Below are 17129 nucleotides of genomic sequence, written 5' to 3' on the forward strand. Positions count from 1 at the left end.
TTTTTTTACCTTTTTTAGTTAAATTATCGTTTTTTGATCGAAGTATTATACTAAAAACTTTAGTCTTAGTCAATCAAGTTTTATAAATTTTTATCACTCAAGTTTTTATCTAATTCATTTACAATTTGGTAAATTACAAATTTTATACTTTTAATTCAAAAACTATTTTGAAAAGGGATGAATTATGTTAAAAAAAATAATTTTATCAACCACGATAGCAAGTTGTCTTTTTGCGGCAAATATTGCTTTTAATGAAGCAGATTCTAAAGTGGAACGCATTGATGCAAATGGACAAAATTCTGGTGTTTTATCTTATCATAATGCTATTAAAGATGTTAAAAAATCGGTTGTGAATATTTCTACTTCAAGAACGGTTACTAGATCAAATCAGCTAGGTATTGAAGATTTTTTTAATGATCCATATTTTAAACAATTTTTCGGTTTTAATTTTCCGCAACCTCAAAACAAACCCAATAAAGAAGTTGTGAATTCTTTAGGCTCTGGTGTGGTTATTTCTGATAATGGTTATATTATTACCAATAATCATGTGGTTGAAAATGCTGATGTGATTAATGTAAGCTTGCCTGATAGCGACATAGAGTATAAAGCAAAATTAATAGGAACAGATCCAAAGACAGATTTGGCGGTGATTAAAATTGAAGCCAATAATCTTTCAGCGGTTACTTTTGCTGATTCTGATGAGTTGATGGAAGGAGATGTAGTATTTGCTTTGGGAAATCCTTTTGGTGTCGGTAGTAGCGTTACAAGCGGGATTATTTCAGCACTTAATAAAAATAATATTGGTTTGAATCAATATGAAAATTTTATCCAAACTGATGCTTCTATTAATCCTGGGAATTCAGGTGGTGCTTTAGTGGATAGTAGGGGATATTTAGTGGGGATTAATTCTGCTATTCTTTCTCGCGGGGGAGGAAATAATGGCATAGGCTTTGCTATCCCTTCTAATATGGCAAAAGATATAGCGAAAAAACTTATAGAAAAGGGTAAAGTAGAAAGAGGAATTTTAGGTGTTACTATTGCTGCTTTATCTAAAGATTCTAAAAAAGTATATAAAAATCAAGAAGGTGCGTTAATTACTAGCGTAGAAAAAGGATCTTCTGCGGATATAGGTGGCTTAAAAAGAGGAGACTTGGTGCTTAAAGTGAATGAAAAAACCATTAAAAATCCTACAGATTTAAAAAATTATATTGGCACTTTAGAACCAAATAAAAAACTTACTGTAAGCTATGAAAGAGATGGAAATATCAATACGACAAGTTTTGTTCTTAAAGGCGATAAAGATAGTTCAGGTATTGTAAAAGATGTGATACAAGGCTTGAAACTTCACGAACTTGATGCGAATTTAAGATCGAGACTAAAAATTCCAACTAATATTAATGGGGTTGTAGTGGTTGAGGTTGCGCAAAAATCTAAAGCCTTTGAGCTTGGTTTTAAAGCGGGAGATCTTATCATTGCTGTTGAGCAAACTGAGATTAAAAATTTAAAAGAATTAGAGCAAGCTTTGAATAAACTTGCTAAAAATACTCCGGCTAAAATTTGGATTTATAGAGATGGCTATGCCCAATTGCTTATTTTAAAATAAAAGGAAAATTATGGTTAATATTTTAATGATAGAAGATGATTTAGAATTAGCAGAAATCATTAGTGAATATCTTGAACAATTTGATATGAAAGTAGATATCGCTCATGAGCCTTATATAGGGCTTTCAAAGCTTGCTTTAAAGGAGTATCAACTCATTATCTTAGATCTTTCTTTGCCCGGACTTGATGGGCTTGAAGTGTGTGAGGAAATTAGAAAAAAATACGATACGCCTATTATAATTTCTAGTGCTAGGCATGATATTACAGATAAGGTAAATGCTTTGGATCTGGGTGCTGATGATTATCTTCCTAAGCCTTATAATCCAAAAGAACTTCAAGCACGTATTAAGAGTCATTTAAGACGCATTTCAAATACCAAATCAACAGTAGCAAAAGCAACAAAAGACTTGGTTTATGATCAGTTTAAACATGTTATTACTATGAAGGGACAAGAGATCAATCTTACTAATGCTGAATTTGATATTTTGAGTTATTTGATTAAAAAAGAAGGTGGGGTTGTAAGTCGCGAGGAACTTGTGTATAATTGTTCATCTATTAGTGAAGATTCAAGCAATAAAAGCATTGATGTGATTATTAGCCGTATTAGACAAAAAATGGGCGACGATCCTAAAACTCCAAAGTATATACATTCGATTCGTGGTATAGGTTATAAACTTGTTCAATGAATAAATCTTCTATTTTTTATCTCATTACTTTTATTTTTATTTTTGCTAGTGTCAGTGTGATACTAGCATTTTTATGGCTTATAGAGTATGATCAACAAAATTACACCAAAGAGCTAAATACTAAATATTCTTTGATTGCTAATACTAGATTATTACAGTTTAATGGGGTAATTAGCGAAAGTGAATTTCAAGAACAAACCAAAAATTATAAAATGGTTTTAATCGAAGATCCTAAGGAGATTAGATATGTGATTTTTCGCGGAGAGGTTTTAGATCAAGCACAAACTACTACAGGATTAATTAAAATCATTACTTTAGATAGGCAAATTTTTTTAAGTATCATTTATGAAGGCAAACTTTATCTTTACAAAGATAAAGATTATCAAGCGTATAGATATTTTATTATCAAAGCCATTGCGGTTGGGATTATCTTGATGCTTATTGTACTGTATATTTTTATCATTCGTAAATTAAAACCTTTGAAAACCCTTAAAAAACAAATTGCAAAATTTGCTGAAAATAAATTAGATGAAATCAGTAATGTAAGTTCAGGAAATGATGAAATTTCACAGGTTGCAGATGCTTTTTATAAAGCAATTATGCAGATTAAGAAACTTAATCAGTCGAGGCAATTTTTCATTCGCAATATTATGCACGAGCTTAAAACCCCTATTACCAAAGGGCTTATTACGCTTGAAATGCTTGAAGATAATAAATACAAAGAAAGATTAACTAATATCTTTAACCGACTTGAAATTTTAATCAATGAATTTGCTGCTATTGAGCAAATCACATCAGGCGCCGCTTTTATTAATCGTAAAAAATATAATATCCTTGATATTATTGATGAAGCTAAGGAAATTGCCATGAGTGATGATAGAAATGTGCAAATTTCGGTACAAGAAAGTTTTTATATCAATGTGGATTTTAAACTTTTTACTACAGCAGTAAAAAATATGATTGATAATGGAATTAAATATTCTGATAATAGAATGATGCAAATTTATATCACAAAAGAGCATTTGTGTTTTAAAAATAAAGGAAATGAGCTTGGCAATAGTTTAGAGCATTACACTCAAGCTTTTACTCAAGGTATGAAACAAAAAGATAGTTTTGGTTTGGGGCTTTATATTGTAAATACTATTTTGGAATCTCATAATTTAAAATTTGATTATGAATATAGAGATGGATATAATTTTTTCTATTTTAAAAATTTACAAAATATTATTTTGAAAGACTAGAAACTGAAATTAATTATAGGTTTTTAAGTTTTTCAAATTCATTCATTAAAGTTGTTCTTAAATTTTCGCTTAATTCTTCGGAATTTTCTAGGTATTCAATGATAAGATTTTCAAATTCTTTTAAAAAGCCAAACAGCTCTTCTTGCCATATAGCGTCGCTTTTATTACTTAAATTCATAGTTTGAATGAAAGTAAGCTCTCTGCTTAGATCGCTTAATTTTTCAAGGAATTCATCTTTTTTTTCTGTATCCTTTAATGCGAAAATTCCATTTTGCACATTATCTTTAAATTTTTTAATATTTTCATCAATAATATCGCAAAATTTAGGGTAAATATCTGCTTTTATAGGTTCTAATAAAGCTCTTTCGTCTATATTAATTGTTAATTTTTTAAGGGCAAAATAAAGTAACAAAAAAGCCAAAGCCGCAATTAGTAAATAAATACCCATTCTAAATCCTTAATTTAAAGCTTGCATTCCACCATCTAAATTTACACTAGCAATGCCTAATTCTTGCAAAAGCAATTCGCACGCAAATCTACTTCTGTGTCCACTGTGACAAATAAAAGCGATTTTTTTATCATCTTTTGGAAGTAGGGGTTTTAAATCTTTTATAAAATCAGCATTTAAAATTCCGCGATTATCATGCATTGCCACGCAAATAGCTCCATCTAATATCCCATCTTCTTCCCATTCAGCTGGAGTGCGAACATCAAAAATTTGATATTCGCTTAAATCTTGCTTAGTCCAAATGCTCGCAGGGATATTTTCTATCATGAAAAAGCCTTAGTGATAATTTTTGTAAGACTTGCGTTAAACTCAGCTGGATTATCCACACCCATACCTTCGCTAAGTTTAGCCATGTTTAAAACCAAAGTCGCTATATCTGCACTAAAAGTTTCATTATTTTTAAGACCTGTAAAAATCGCATGTTTTGGATTGATTTCCAAAATAGGCTTAAAAGTTTGCTCTTGTCCCATTTGTTTTAAAAGCTGCTGCATAGCAAAATCAGGTTTATTTTTATCATAAACTATACAACTTGGACTATCTTTTAAACGGCTTGTAAGACGGACATCTTCAACTTGATCTTTTAAAAGCTCTTTAAATTTGGCTACAAGTGGTGCAAATTCATTTTTTTCTTCATCGCTTAATTCATTTTTATCCTCAACTTGATTAATGGCTACAAATTTTAAGCCCTCGTATTCTCCAAGCATTGGGGTTACTAAAGAGTCAATCTCATCATCCATAAGCAATACTTCTATACCCTTTTGTTTATATTCCTCAAGTAAGGGCGAATTTCTAAGCAGACTTTCATTATTTCCCGTGATATAAAAAATTTCTTTTTGTTCATTTTGTAAGTCATTTTTATATTCTTCTAAAGAACGCAAATTTTCACCTTTAGTGCTTTTATAAAGCATAAGTTTTAGCAAGCTTTCTTTTTCTCCGCCGAAACCATAAAGTCCTTCTTTTAAAACTTTTCCAAAGTTTTTGAAGAAAGATAAATATTTTTCCTTATCTTTATTTTTAAGCTTTTCAAGTTCGCTAAGTATTTTTTTAACACTAGCCTCTTTGACACCTTTTAAAATTTGATTTTCTTGTAAAATTTCGCGACTCACATTAAGCGGCAAATCTTCCACATCGATAATTCCGCGCACAAAGCGCAAATAAGTTGGCAATAATTCTTTATCATCATCGCTAATAAATACGCGTTTTACATAAAGTTTTAATCCGCTTTGATAATCCACACGATAAAGATCAAAAGGTGCATTTTGTGGGATGAAAAATAAGGAATTGTATTCTAATTTTCCTTCGCTTTTAGTATGGAGATAAAGTAAAGGTTTGTTTGAATCGTGAAAATTTTGCTCGTAAAATCTTTCATAATCTTCAATTTTAAGGCTTGATTTTTGCATTCTCCATAAAGCATTTGCTTTATTAATTTGTGAAATTTTAAGCTCGGTTTTCCCTTCTTCTTCGCCTTCTTTTGCAGGGGTAAATTCTTCTTTTTCCATAAAAATTGGAAATTGTATATGATTGGAATATTTTTCTATAATGCTTTCAATTCTATAAGAATTTGCAAATTCGTCATCTTTTAAATGTAAAGTTATTGTCGTGCCTTGCTCTTCTTTTGTAGAATCTTCTATCTCATAGCCATTTGCATCAGAAGTCCATAAATACGCCTTTTCATCTAAGGCTTTTTTACTTAAAACTTCGATTTTTTCCGCTACCATAAAAGCAGAGTAAAAGCCAACACCAAACTGCCCAATTAGTTGAGAGTCTTTTTTGGCATCACCGCTTAAATTTTCTAAAAAGCTTTTTGTGCCACTTTTTGCAATAGTTCCAAGATGGTTGATAAGATCATCTTTGTTCATACCTATACCATTGTCACTAATAGTGAGAATTTTTTTATCTTTATCAACCTTGATTTCTATTTTTGGTTCAAATTTTAAGCTTTTGTATTTATCGTCACTGACGCTTAAAAAGTTAAGTTTATCTAAAGCATCGCTTGCATTTGAAACAAGTTCTCTTAGAAAAATTTCCTTGTTAGAATATAAAGAATGTATCATTAGTTGTAAAAGTTGATTGACTTCAGTTTGAAACTGCATATTTTCTCCTTATTTTAATTTTTAAAAGCGATATTTTAACAAAAAAATCAAAATTAAAGGTAATTTTTTAGGCTTAAAGTCTTAAAGCCTAAATGTTTTAATTTTCAAAAGTAGCTTTTTGGTTTTTTAAATCTTTCATATTCTCTAAAATTTCATTTTTCGTACATCATCTGCCAAACTACAAATGAAAAAGCTTGAAGTAAAGTTAAAAATAAGAATACAAATCATTTAAAAATTAAAAAACCAAGCCAAACGGCAAGTAAGCAAAGTGTCACATTTGATAAAATATTTAAAGTAAAATTTAAATAATTTCCGCTTTGCAAAAATAATAAATTTTCATAGGAAAAAGTCGAGAAAGTTGTAAAGGCTCCTAAAATTCCTGTGCTAATAAAGCTTTTAAGAAGTGGAGATAAGCCTTTATTTTGAGCATAAGAAAATAAAAGTCCTATGATAAAAGAACCAAAAACATTAACAAAAAGAGTACCGAAGCTAATTGAATGAGGTAAGAATTTATTAACTAAATTAATAGCAAACATTCTTAAGATAGCACCCAAAAATCCACCAAAACCGACAACTAAAATAGTATTTAGCATAGTTTTGCCCTTTCTTTATCTAAAAGCTCTTGCATTTTTTTTCTTGTATTTTCAAGCCATTTTTCATCATTGGTATCTACTAAATTCATGCAGATAATTTTAAGCGTTCCGCTTTTTGCGCTGAAATTTTTTGTATCTAAAATTTTTGCAGAATCTACGATTAAAATAGGTTGGACTTTTAAATTCAGTTTTTCACTTAAAACTTTAGCACCGCTTTGAAATTTAAGCAGTTTTTGAGCTTTAGATCTTGTTCCCTCTGGAAAAATTGCCAATATTCTATTTTCCCCAAGTCTTTGTTTTGCTTCTTTTAAAATACGCACTAAATCACGAGGATTTTTTCTATCTATACAAAGAAGTTTGGGTTTTTTCATTGCGATTTTAAAGATAGGAATTTCACCTAATTCTTTTTTGGCAATCCAGCACAAATTTTTAGGATAAATATCTTCTAAGGCTATAATATCTAGCATACTTTGATGGTTAATGATTAGCATTTTTGCTTCTGGATTAAAATTTCCAACGAGTTTAATTCTATAATTAAGAAATTTTTTTTGTAATTTTGCCCATTTTTTTCTTATTTTCCATAAAAAAGATTGCGAATTAGAGAAACAAAATAAGATTAAAACCAAAATAACACTGAAAATAAATTCAAAGAGAAAGAAAAAATACTTAATCCTTGCGCAAATTTTCATTTTCTACCCATCCTATTTTTCCATTTGAAAAGATCACTTTTGTATAGTTATTATCTCTCGTATTTAAAATTTCCACTCGTTCTTCTTGCGTATTTGTATAAAAATATGTTGATTGGCTTGTAGGTAAAATTTTAGCTCTTGAATTGGCTTTTAATATTGCAGTTTGTGTGTTGGAATTGATTAAAAAACTCCAGATAAGAAAAATAATTCCTAGTCCTAAGATAATAAATTTTTTTTTAAATATAAAGATTGCAATACAAATAAAAGTTAAGATCCATAATGCAATTTGTTTGTAAAATACTAAACTATTACTTCTGGGATTTAAATCACTTTGAGTACTAATGCTTTCTTCACTGATTTCAACCTTTAAATTGATAGTTTCTAGCTTCATAGTTTGAGTGTTAAAATATGAAAATTCAAAATTGCTTTTTGAAGGGCTAAAAACCGCGAAATAAAAAGCACTTGACGCGTTATAATCGCCTTTGAAGTTTTCTATTCCTTGTTTTGTGATATTAGCAATATTAAAATTTTGTAAATTGGCATTTGTAGCATTTAATTCAACCATCATAATGACATTTTTATCATCAAAATAGCTTGTTTTAACTTTTCCTACATTTAAACTGTCGGCCACAATATGTGAGTAATTTTTGTCCGAATCAACTTTTTCGAATTTAATAGGATTAATCAATAAGCTAGCTTCTTGGAATACTTCTTTATTGCGACTTAAAAATACAGAAATTTTACTTAAGTTTGCATTGGATGTTTTAGCTTGAAACCAAAGGGTTGCTGTGTAGGTATTTCCATTTTTAATCCATTTTAGATCGGGGTTTAAAAAAATTAAATCATCTGTTTTTTCAAGTTCTACAAGAAAATCAAAATCCGTGTTTTCATTTGTTTGTGCATTTAGGACAATTGCAAATACTTCATCCACTAAAACAGATGTTTTGTAATCTTGCACATTAAGTGCTAAAACTCCAGATGGAATGAAGGGATCTTTGATGTTTTCTTCATAATTTCCTAATTCATCACTTGGTGAAATGTGTTTGTAAATTTCTTGAGGATTTATTGTTTTGGAATTTTGCTCAAATACGCTATTTTCTTGCATTTGAGCAAAAAGAATCGTGAAACTAAAAAATAAATAAAATAAAAATTTCAAGATATAAAACCTTTAAACATTTTAAGACCGATATCACTACCTAGGATATTTTCACAAAATCTCTCAGGATGTGGCATAAGTCCAAATATTTTTTTATTTTCATCACAAATCCCAGCTATATCATCAACTGAACCATTTGGATTTTCAATATATTTTAAAATAACCATATCTTTATCATAGAGTTCTTTTAAGCCATCATTGTCGATAAAATAATTCCCTTCTCCATGTGCTATAGGAAGTTCTATAATTTCATTAGATTTGAAGTTTTTTAAAAAAGCATTGTTGTTTGAAATAACTTTTAATTTTTGAATTTTGGATATGAAATTTAAAGAATTGTTATGTTTCATAGCGCCTTTTAAAAGCTTCATTTCTAAAAGCACTTGAAAACCGTTGCAAATTCCTAGAACATATCCGCCTTTTTGAATATGTTCTAATACGGTTTTCATTGCAGGTGCAAATTTGGCAATTGCAGCACATCTTAGATAGTCTCCATAGGCAAACCCACCAGGCAAGACGATCAAATCTGCACTAAAATCTGTTTCTTCGTGCCAAACGATTTGAGTTTTTGCGCCAATTTTTTCAAAAGCATAAGCTGTGTCTAATTCGCAATTTGTCCCAGGAAATTGAATGATCGCTACTTTCATAGTATAATCTCATAATCTTCTATAACACTATTGACCAAAAGCTCACTACACATAGCTTCAACTTGTTTTTTTGCTTTTTCTTTATCTTTTTCATCAAGTTCGATTTGAATTTGTTTGGCGATTTTTACTTCTTTTATGTTATTGAAATTAAGAGAATGCAAAGCTTTTTGAGTTGCTTTACCTTGAGGATCTAAAACACCATTTTTTAAAAAAACATTAATTGTAATTCTCATCCATTTAGCCTTAATTTAAAATTCTTCTTAAAACTTCTTCATAAGCCATTTTTACATTTCCTAAATCTTGTCTGAATCTATCTTTATCAAGCTTTTCGTTTGTAGCTTTATCCCAAAATCTACAGCTATCTGGACTGATTTCATCAGCAAGGACTATTTCACCTTCTTTTGTCCAGCCTAATTCGATTTTAAAATCAATAAGTCTTAAATTCTTTTCATCAAAGAATTTTACAAGAATAGAATTGATTTTTCTGGCAATATTTTTAATAACTTCAAGATCTTTTGCATCTTTAACTAAATTTAGTACAATACAATGCTCATCATTAATCATTGGATCGCCTAAAGCATCATCTTTTAAGCAGAATTCAACCAAAGCAAAAGGTAAAATCGTGCCTTCTTTGATACCAAATCTTTTTGTAAGTGAGCCAGTTGCAACATTACGTACGATGACTTCTATAGGAATGATTTGACATTTTTTAACGATTTGTTCATTATCGCTAATAGTTTCAACCAAATGCGTTTTAATACCTTCTTTTTCTAATAGGTGAAAAATTTCAGTGCTTATTTTACAATTTAGCGCACCTTTTCCTGCCTCATTTCCCTTTTTTTCTGCATTAAAAGCAGTAAGATCGTCTTTAAATTCAGTAATGAGCAAATCTTCATTTTCTGTTTTAAACATTTTTTTACCTTTGCCTTCGTAAAGCAATTCTTTTTTTGTCATTTTTAACTCCTTAATTATTTAATACTTAAAATTTTTACAGCATCAATAGCCGATTTTAATTGTGCATCTTGATTAATTTGTTTTTCGCTAATGATATCTTTGTTTTTTGAATTTTGTTTTTCATTGTCTTTTTTTGTGTTTTCGATTTTTTCTAATTCACCTTCAAGATGTTGTTTAAGATCGCTTTCTTTAACACTAAAGCCATCCTCTTGGGTATTTACTTTTCCTGGAAATACTTCAATATCAGGTTTAACTCCGACGGCTTGTATGGTGCGTCCACTTGGTAAATAGTATCTTGCAATGGTAAGTCTTAAAGCCTCAGTTTCGTTGATTGGCATGATGGATTGTACACTGCCTTTTCCAAAAGTATTTTCTCCTACAATAATAGCTCGTTTAAGATCTTGCAAAGCCCCACTTACAATTTCGCTTGCGCTCGCACTTCCACCATTAACTAAAACAACCAAAGGAAGATTTGTGATTTTTTTATTAGGATCAGCTTTATAATCAACATTTTCTTTCTCTATTTTACCTTTTTGAGATACGATAATACCTTGATCGACAAAGAGATTTGTAAGTCCTATAGCTTGATTTAAAAGTCCTCCAGGATTATTTCTAAGATCAAGTATAATGCCTTTAGCTTTTGGATATTTTTGGATATTCTTTTGTGATTCTGCAACTACATTCTTATCAAAATTAGTAATTCTTAGATATAAAATATTTTCACTTTCTATGAATCTTGAATATACACTTTCTACTTTGATAATTTCGCGTTTTAAAGCAACATCAAAAGGCTTGGTATTACCTTTGCGATAAATTGTGATACTAATATCGGTTTTTGGTTTGCCTCTCATTTGATCTACTGCTTCATTTAGACTCATTCCTAGAGTAGATTTAGCGTTAATTCTTAAAATCACATCGCCAGATTTTATACCTGCTTTATCAGCTGGAGTTCCTTCAATAGGAGAAATTACAGTTAATGCTCCATCTTTCATTCCTACTGTGATTCCAAGTCCGCCAAATTCTCCGCTAGTTTGAATTTTAACATCATTAAAGTCTTTTTCATTTAAGAAAGAAGAATGTGCATCAAGGTTGCTTAAAAGTCCCGATAAAGATTTGTCGACTAAATTGGTAATATTAACATCATCAACATAATATTGCTCAACAATAGCCAGTGTTTTGGTAAGTTTATCCAAAGCTTCAAGACGCTTTTGAATTTGTTCGTCGTTAGAGTTGTTTTCCGCATTTAAACTGGTGCTTAAAAATACACAAAGACTTAAAGTTCCTATAAAACCACAAATTTTAGAGAGTTTTCGTTTCATGATTTAAATTTACTCCATTATCGTTTTTGCTTTATTTTTGATAATTAAAAATAAAAGATTAATTTTAATAAAAATTGCTTAAAAATTTGTAAATGCTTATGCTGAAATTATAAAAAATTTAAGATTTTTATAAAATTTTTGCAGTTTTAAAATTTTAAATAAAATAAAATAAAAATGATTAAAATGCGAAAATGTGTTAAAATGAATTTTATGGATTAAAAATAGGGAGAAAATTATGTCGGTTAAAAAATCAAGTTGCGAACATACTCATAAGCATTCCAAAAGTTATGAAAAAAACATTACTATTAGATTAAATAAAACTATAGGGCATATAGAATCTATTAAAAAAATGATTCTTAGCGGCAAAGATTGTAGCGAGGTTTTAATACAACTTGCTGCAATTAAAGGGGAAATCAATAGCACCGCTAAGGTGATTTTAAAAGAGCATTTAGATCATTGCATCATCCATGCTATCGAAGATAAGGATTTGAAAAGCGTTGAACATTTCAATAAAGCTATAGATATGTTTATAAAATAAATTAAAAAAATATACTAAATAAACTTGACATTAATTGACTAAAGTTATATAATATCACTCATATAAAATAAAAGGAGAAAAAATGGCAAATATACAAGAATTTTTAACCGATAATATGCTTTCAAATGTAGAAAGTGCTGCTTCTTTAGCAATACATTCTAAAAATAATGAAATTGTTCCATTGCACCTTTTTTGGGCTTTAGTTGTAGATAGTCAAAGCATTTTAAATCAAATTTTTAACAAATTAAATATTTCCAAAGAAGCTTTAGAACTCGAAGTTAAAAGCAAAATTTCAAATCTTGCTACAAGTTCTAATGTGAATCGTGAGAATGTACGTTTTTCTAGCGACTTTATCAATTCCTTAGAAAGCGCAAAAGGCTTAATGAGTGCTAATGGCGATAGTTATTTAAGCGTAGATACTTGGCTTATAAGCGAAAGTGAGAAAAATCCTATCAAAGAAATTTTAGCTAAATTTATAAATATTAAAGAATTTCAAAAAGAACTCGAAAGCTTAAGAGCAGGGCGTAAAATAGACAGCAAAACAAGTGATGAAACCTTAGATAGCTTAAATAAATTTGGTATAGATTTAACTGCAAAGGCAAGCGAAGGCAAGCTTGATCCTGTTATAGGTAGAGAAGAAGAGATTGAACGCGTGATGCAAATTCTTATACGCAAAACCAAAAATAATCCCATACTTTTAGGCGAACCAGGTGTGGGAAAAACAGCAATTGTGGAAGCTTTAGCACAAAGAATTGTCAAAAAAGATGTGCCAAAGTCTTTGCAAAATAAAAAAGTCATAGCCCTTGATATGAGTGCATTAATCGCAGGAGCAAAATATCGTGGAGAATTTGAAGATAGACTCAAAGCAGTAGTTAATGAAGTCATAAAAAGTGAAAATATTATACTTTTCATCGATGAAATTCATACTATAGTTGGAGCAGGGGCCAGTGAAGGAAGTATGGATGCGGCAAATATCTTAAAACCAGCACTTGCAAGAGGAGAGCTTCACACTATAGGCGCAACAACTTTAAAAGAATACCGCAAATATTTTGAAAAAGACGCGGCCTTACAACGCCGTTTTCAACCTGTAAATGTGGGTGAACCTAGTGTAAATGAAGCTTTAGCAATGCTAAGAGGTATTAAAGAAAAGCTTGAAATTCATCATAATGTTACTATAAATGATAGTGCCTTAGTCGCTGCTGCTAAGCTTTCAAAACGTTATATCGCAGATCGTTTTTTACCTGATAAAGCAATTGATCTAATCGATGAGGCTGCGGCTGAACTTAAAATGCAGATTGAAAGCGAACCAAGTTCTTTAAGAAAAGTCCGTAAAGATATAGAAACTTTAGAGGTGGAAAATGAAGCTTTAAAAATGGAAAATGATGAAAAAAATCAAAAAAGACTTGATGAAATTTCTAAAGAATTGGCTAATTTAAAAGAAAAACAAAGTGCTTTAAATTCGCAATTTGAAAATGAAAAAGGCGTTTTTGATAGCATAAGTTTAAAGAAAAAAGAAATTGATAGCTTAAAAAACGAAGCTATTTTTGCAAAAAACAAAGGCGAATTTCAAAAAGCAGCAGAATTAGAATACGGCAAAATTCCAGAATGCGAAAAAGAAGTGGCAAATTTAGAGGATAAATGGAAAAAAATGAGTGAAAATGGAGTTTTGCTTAAAAATCAAGTCGATGAAGATTTAGTTGCAGGGATTTTAAGTAAATGGACGGGCATTAGCGTGCAAAAAATGCTAACTTCTGAAAAACAAAAATTCCTAGAAGTAGAAAAACATTTAAAAGAAAGTGTCATCGGACAAGACAAGGCTTTAGGTGCTTTAGCAAGAGCCATTAAACGCAATAAAGCAGGGCTTAATGCAGATAACAAACCTATAGGAAGTTTTTTATTCTTAGGTCCAACAGGGGTAGGAAAAACACAATCAGCTAAGGCTTTAGCTAAGTTTTTATTTGATGATGAAAAAGCAATGATCCGCTTTGATATGAGTGAATTTATGGAAAAACATAGCGTTTCAAGGCTTTTAGGCGCACCTCCAGGATATATAGGACATGAAGAAGGTGGAGAACTTACCGAAGCAGTGCGTAGAAAGCCTTATAGCGTGCTTTTGTTTGATGAAGTTGAAAAAGCACATAAAGATGTGTTTAATGTGCTTTTAGGAATTTTAGATGATGGTAGGGCTACAGATAGCAAAGGTGTAACAGTGGATTTTAAAAATACCATTATTATTTTAACGTCAAATATCGCCTCAAGTGCTATTATGAATTTAAGTGGAAAAGAACAAGAAGATGCGGTAAAAAATGAGTTAAAAAATTTCTTTAAGCCTGAATTTTTAAATCGTTTAGATGATATTATTACCTTTAATCCACTGGGCAAAGATGAAGCTTATGAAATCGTTAAGCTTTTATTTAAAGACTTGCAGATTAGTTTGGAAAATAAAGGCATAAAAGCAAGTTTAAGTGAAAATGCTGCGCTTTTAATCGCCAAAGATGGCTTTGATCCTGATTTTGGCGCAAGACCTTTAAAAAGAGCAATTTATGATCTTGTAGAAGATAAGTTAAGCGATATGATACTAGCCGATGAATTAAGTGAAAATGATGAGATTATCATCGATACGCAAAATGATGAAATCATTATTAAAAAAGTTTAAAAATAATAACTTTATAGGATAAATCATACTTTTTTTATCTTATAAAGTTACCAAAAACTTACAAATTTAAAAAATATATACTTTTCTTTTGCACTTTCTTTACTCTTTTGCTATGCTATATAAATTCAACATTATTCTAAAGGAGGAAGAATGAGTGCAAAACCTATTCGTTGGTTTACTTTCATTGTTTTGGTTATAGGAGGAGGGACGGTTTTTAAGCTCTCTTCTTTAAAGGATGCTTTTTATGTGCCTATGCAAGAGTTTATGAATCTTAGCAATACGCAAATTGGACTCGCGCTTTCTGTATATGGTATCGTTCAAACGGTGGGAAATTTTGCTTCTATTTATATAGCTGATAGATTTTCTAAGAAAATTCTTATACCATTTTCTTTGATTTGTGTGGGTTTGGTTGGAATTTATATTTCTACTTTTCCATCATTTTATGGGGTTTTAATCGCTTGGGGTTTGCTTTCTTTGTTTGGAGAAGTTGTGTATTGGCCTGTGCTTTTAAAAGCTATTCGTTTGCTTGGAGATTCTACGCAACAAGGAAGACTTTTTGGGTTTTTAGAAGCAGGGCGTGGTGTTGTGGATACTATAGTTGCTTTTAGTGCTTTAGGAATTTTCTTGCTTTTGGGTTCTGGGGCAGGTGGTTTAAAAGCGGCTATACTTTTTTATAGTGCTTGTGTTATCATTGCAGGCGTCTTGGCATATTTCTTACTTGAAGATGATAAGATCAATACCAAAGATGAGCAAGGGCATGAGATTAGCAAAAATAAAGCTGCTTGGAATGGAGTTATAAAAGCTGTTAAAACTCCTGAAATTTGGGTTGTTTCTTTGACAATTTTTACTATTTATTCAGTGTATTGTGGGCTTACTTATTTTATACCTTTTTTAAAAGATATTTACGGTATGCCTGTAGCTTTGGTGGGTGCTTATGGTATTATCAATCAATACACCTTAAAGCTAGTTGGTGGTCCAATTGGTGGATATTTGGCAGATAAAACCTTTCATTCATCTACTAGATATTTGCGTTTTGCTTTGGTTTTAGCAGCAATTTCAATTTTAATCTTCATTTTTATGCCTCATGAAAAGTTAAACATTTATTTTGGTATGAGTTTGACTTTGGGTTTTGCGGCTATTGTTTTTACTATGCGTGCGACATTTTTTGCTCCTGTGGATGAAATTGAAATGCCAAGAGAGATTAGTGGTGCTGCGATGAGTATAGCTTGTATATTTGGTTATTCGCCACAACTTTTTTGCTTTGCACTTTACGGCTTTATTATTGATCAATTTAAGGGTTTATTGGGCTATCAAATTGTTTTTGCCTTAATGGGCTTTTTTGCAATTTGCGGTGTGGTAGTCACAACCATCTTGCTTAAAATGATAGCTAAGAAAAAAGCATTAAAAGGGGCAGCGTAATGAAAATTGGCTTAGAAACAGAAAGTATGCACCTTTGGTTTCAAAATGGCAGAATGGATATATTTTCTTATATTGATTTTGCTAAGGAATTAGGGTGCAATGGAATAATTATAAATTTGATTAAAGATTTTGGATTGGACGAAGAATGGGGATGCTTAGGAAGCAACGAGCCTTCTCATTTGGCAAAGATAAGAGCTAAGCTTGATGAGTATGATATGTATTGCGAGCTTGATTCTAAGGGTTTCGAGAGAGTTAAATTTGAAAAAATTGCTAAAGTAGCACAGGTTTTAGGAGCGAAAATCATTCGCTCCTATGTACCCTTAACTGATAAAAGCAAGCAGGTTAAAAATGCTAGCGATGGGGCGTTTGATGATTCTAAAATCACGGCTAAATTTGATAAGAATGATTTTTTAAATTCAAGCGAGGAAATCAAGGCTTTGATACCTTTATTAGAGCAATACGATTTAAAACTTGCTATTGAAAATCATGAATATCAAACTTCTGATGATTTGCTAGAATTACTAAATTTAATCAATCATCCTAGAGTAGGGTTTTTGTATGATTTTGGAAATTCTATGATGGCTTATGAAGAGCCCATTAAGGCTTGTAAAGATATGGCAAAATATACTTTTAGCACTCATTGTAAAGATCATATTGTTTTTATTGAAGATGGGATTGAGTATGTTTGTGGTGTGCCTTTGGGTGAGGGTAATATCGATATAAAAGCTTGTGTTGAAATTTTAAAACAGGCGGGTTTAGAGCGTATTAATATAGAGCAGTGTTATCCTTATTGTGCTACTTTTAAAAGAGAAAAAGGAGTAGGCGGAGTGAGTGAGCTTGGAAAGGGTACTTTTAAGATCGAAAAACCTTTATTTAAGGGTTTAAAGGCAATGCAGTATTACTATCCTCAAGAAGTTTCAAAAGAGCATTTAGAAAAGCTTTTAAAACTTCAAAAAGAAGGTTGCGAGAAAAGCGTGAAGCATTTAAAAGAAATTTTAAATGCTTTGTAAGGATATTAAATCAAGAATTGG

17 protein-coding genes are annotated in these 17129 nt (G+C 30.6%); 7 read left to right on the forward strand and 10 right to left on the reverse strand.

From position 1 onward, the window contains the following. Positions 1-184: 184 nt before the first annotated feature. The 3 genes from AAH949_RS02945 to AAH949_RS02955 are packed head-to-tail and all read left to right on the forward strand — an operon-like array spanning position 185 to position 3529. Positions 185-1603, forward strand: coding sequence for a DegQ family serine endoprotease (locus tag AAH949_RS02945; protein ID WP_348518932.1), 1419 nt, complete (start codon positions 185-187; stop codon positions 1601-1603). A gap of 10 nt (positions 1604-1613) precedes the next feature. Beyond that, positions 1614-2288 carry a response regulator transcription factor gene (locus AAH949_RS02950; RefSeq protein ID WP_134238408.1) on the forward strand — a complete coding sequence of 225 codons (675 nt, stop codon included), beginning with the start codon at positions 1614-1616 and terminating at the stop codon, positions 2286-2288. After that, positions 2285-3529, forward strand: coding sequence for an ArsS family sensor histidine kinase (locus tag AAH949_RS02955; protein ID WP_348518933.1), 1245 nt, complete (start codon positions 2285-2287; stop codon positions 3527-3529). Before AAH949_RS02950 ends, AAH949_RS02955 begins: the two co-directional genes overlap by 4 nt. Before the next feature lie 13 nt (positions 3530-3542). Here the strand turns inward: AAH949_RS02955 and AAH949_RS02960 are convergent, their stop codons facing one another. From AAH949_RS02960 to AAH949_RS03005, 10 genes are all read right to left on the reverse strand, one after another. Continuing rightward, positions 3543-3977, reverse strand: coding sequence for a hypothetical protein (locus AAH949_RS02960; protein WP_348518934.1), 435 nt, complete (start codon positions 3975-3977; stop codon positions 3543-3545). Between the two features lie 9 nt (positions 3978-3986). Further along, positions 3987-4304 carry a rhodanese-like domain-containing protein gene (locus tag AAH949_RS02965; RefSeq protein ID WP_348518935.1) on the reverse strand — a complete coding sequence of 106 codons (318 nt, stop codon included), beginning with the start codon at positions 4302-4304 and terminating at the stop codon, positions 3987-3989. Next, a complete protein-coding gene (gene htpG, locus AAH949_RS02970; RefSeq protein WP_134238404.1) occupies positions 4301-6130 on the reverse strand; it encodes a molecular chaperone HtpG in 1830 nt (609 codons plus the stop codon). Before htpG ends, AAH949_RS02965 begins: the two co-directional genes overlap by 4 nt. A 224-nt stretch (positions 6131-6354) precedes the next feature. Beyond that, positions 6355-6723 (reverse strand): fluoride efflux transporter CrcB, encoded by a 369-nt coding sequence (gene crcB, locus AAH949_RS02975; protein WP_134238403.1) that lies wholly within the window; start codon positions 6721-6723, stop codon positions 6355-6357. Further along, complete coding sequence (locus tag AAH949_RS02980; protein ID WP_134238402.1) at positions 6717-7412, reverse strand: lysophospholipid acyltransferase family protein; 696 nt, start codon at positions 7410-7412, stop codon at positions 6717-6719. The genes crcB and AAH949_RS02980 overlap by 7 nt, the downstream gene beginning before the upstream one ends. Continuing rightward, positions 7390-8568, reverse strand: coding sequence for an SH3 domain-containing protein (locus AAH949_RS02985; protein ID WP_134238401.1), 1179 nt, complete (start codon positions 8566-8568; stop codon positions 7390-7392). Before AAH949_RS02985 ends, AAH949_RS02980 begins: the two co-directional genes overlap by 23 nt. Continuing rightward, complete coding sequence (gene purQ, locus AAH949_RS02990) at positions 8565-9212, reverse strand: phosphoribosylformylglycinamidine synthase subunit PurQ (RefSeq protein WP_348518936.1); 648 nt, start codon at positions 9210-9212, stop codon at positions 8565-8567. The genes AAH949_RS02985 and purQ overlap by 4 nt, the downstream gene beginning before the upstream one ends. Then, the gene (purS, locus tag AAH949_RS02995) at positions 9209-9445 is read right to left on the reverse strand and encodes a phosphoribosylformylglycinamidine synthase subunit PurS (protein ID WP_134238399.1); all 237 of its coding nucleotides are present in this window, start codon (positions 9443-9445) and stop codon (positions 9209-9211) included. Before purS ends, purQ begins: the two co-directional genes overlap by 4 nt. A 10-nt stretch (positions 9446-9455) precedes the next feature. Continuing rightward, a complete protein-coding gene (purC, locus tag AAH949_RS03000; RefSeq protein ID WP_134238398.1) occupies positions 9456-10166 on the reverse strand; it encodes a phosphoribosylaminoimidazolesuccinocarboxamide synthase in 711 nt (236 codons plus the stop codon). Positions 10167-10180: 14 nt separating this feature from the next. After that, positions 10181-11485: a S41 family peptidase gene (locus AAH949_RS03005; RefSeq protein ID WP_348518937.1), complete on the reverse strand. Its 1305-nt coding sequence runs from the start codon at positions 11483-11485 to the stop codon at positions 10181-10183. Between the two features lie 235 nt (positions 11486-11720). Between AAH949_RS03005 and AAH949_RS03010 the strand changes: the two genes are divergently transcribed. The 4 genes from AAH949_RS03010 to AAH949_RS03025 all read left to right on the forward strand — a co-directional run bounded on the left by AAH949_RS03010 (position 11721) and on the right by AAH949_RS03025 (position 17108). Next, positions 11721-12023 carry a metal-sensing transcriptional repressor gene (locus tag AAH949_RS03010; RefSeq protein ID WP_134238396.1) on the forward strand — a complete coding sequence of 101 codons (303 nt, stop codon included), beginning with the start codon at positions 11721-11723 and terminating at the stop codon, positions 12021-12023. Between the two features lie 82 nt (positions 12024-12105). Further along, on the forward strand, positions 12106-14679 hold the full coding sequence (locus tag AAH949_RS03015; protein ID WP_348518938.1) for an AAA family ATPase: 2574 nt from the start codon (positions 12106-12108) through the stop codon (positions 14677-14679). 150 nt (positions 14680-14829) lie between these two features. Then, positions 14830-16098 (forward strand): MFS transporter, encoded by a 1269-nt coding sequence (locus tag AAH949_RS03020; protein ID WP_348518939.1) that lies wholly within the window; start codon positions 14830-14832, stop codon positions 16096-16098. Continuing rightward, on the forward strand, positions 16098-17108 hold the full coding sequence (locus AAH949_RS03025; protein WP_348518940.1) for a sugar phosphate isomerase/epimerase family protein: 1011 nt from the start codon (positions 16098-16100) through the stop codon (positions 17106-17108). Before AAH949_RS03020 ends, AAH949_RS03025 begins: the two co-directional genes overlap by 1 nt. The last annotated feature ends 21 nt before the right edge of the window (positions 17109-17129 follow it).

Source organism: Campylobacter sp. CCS1377, assembly GCF_040008265.1.
In the GTDB taxonomy this organism is placed as follows: domain Bacteria; phylum Campylobacterota; class Campylobacteria; order Campylobacterales; family Campylobacteraceae; genus Campylobacter_D.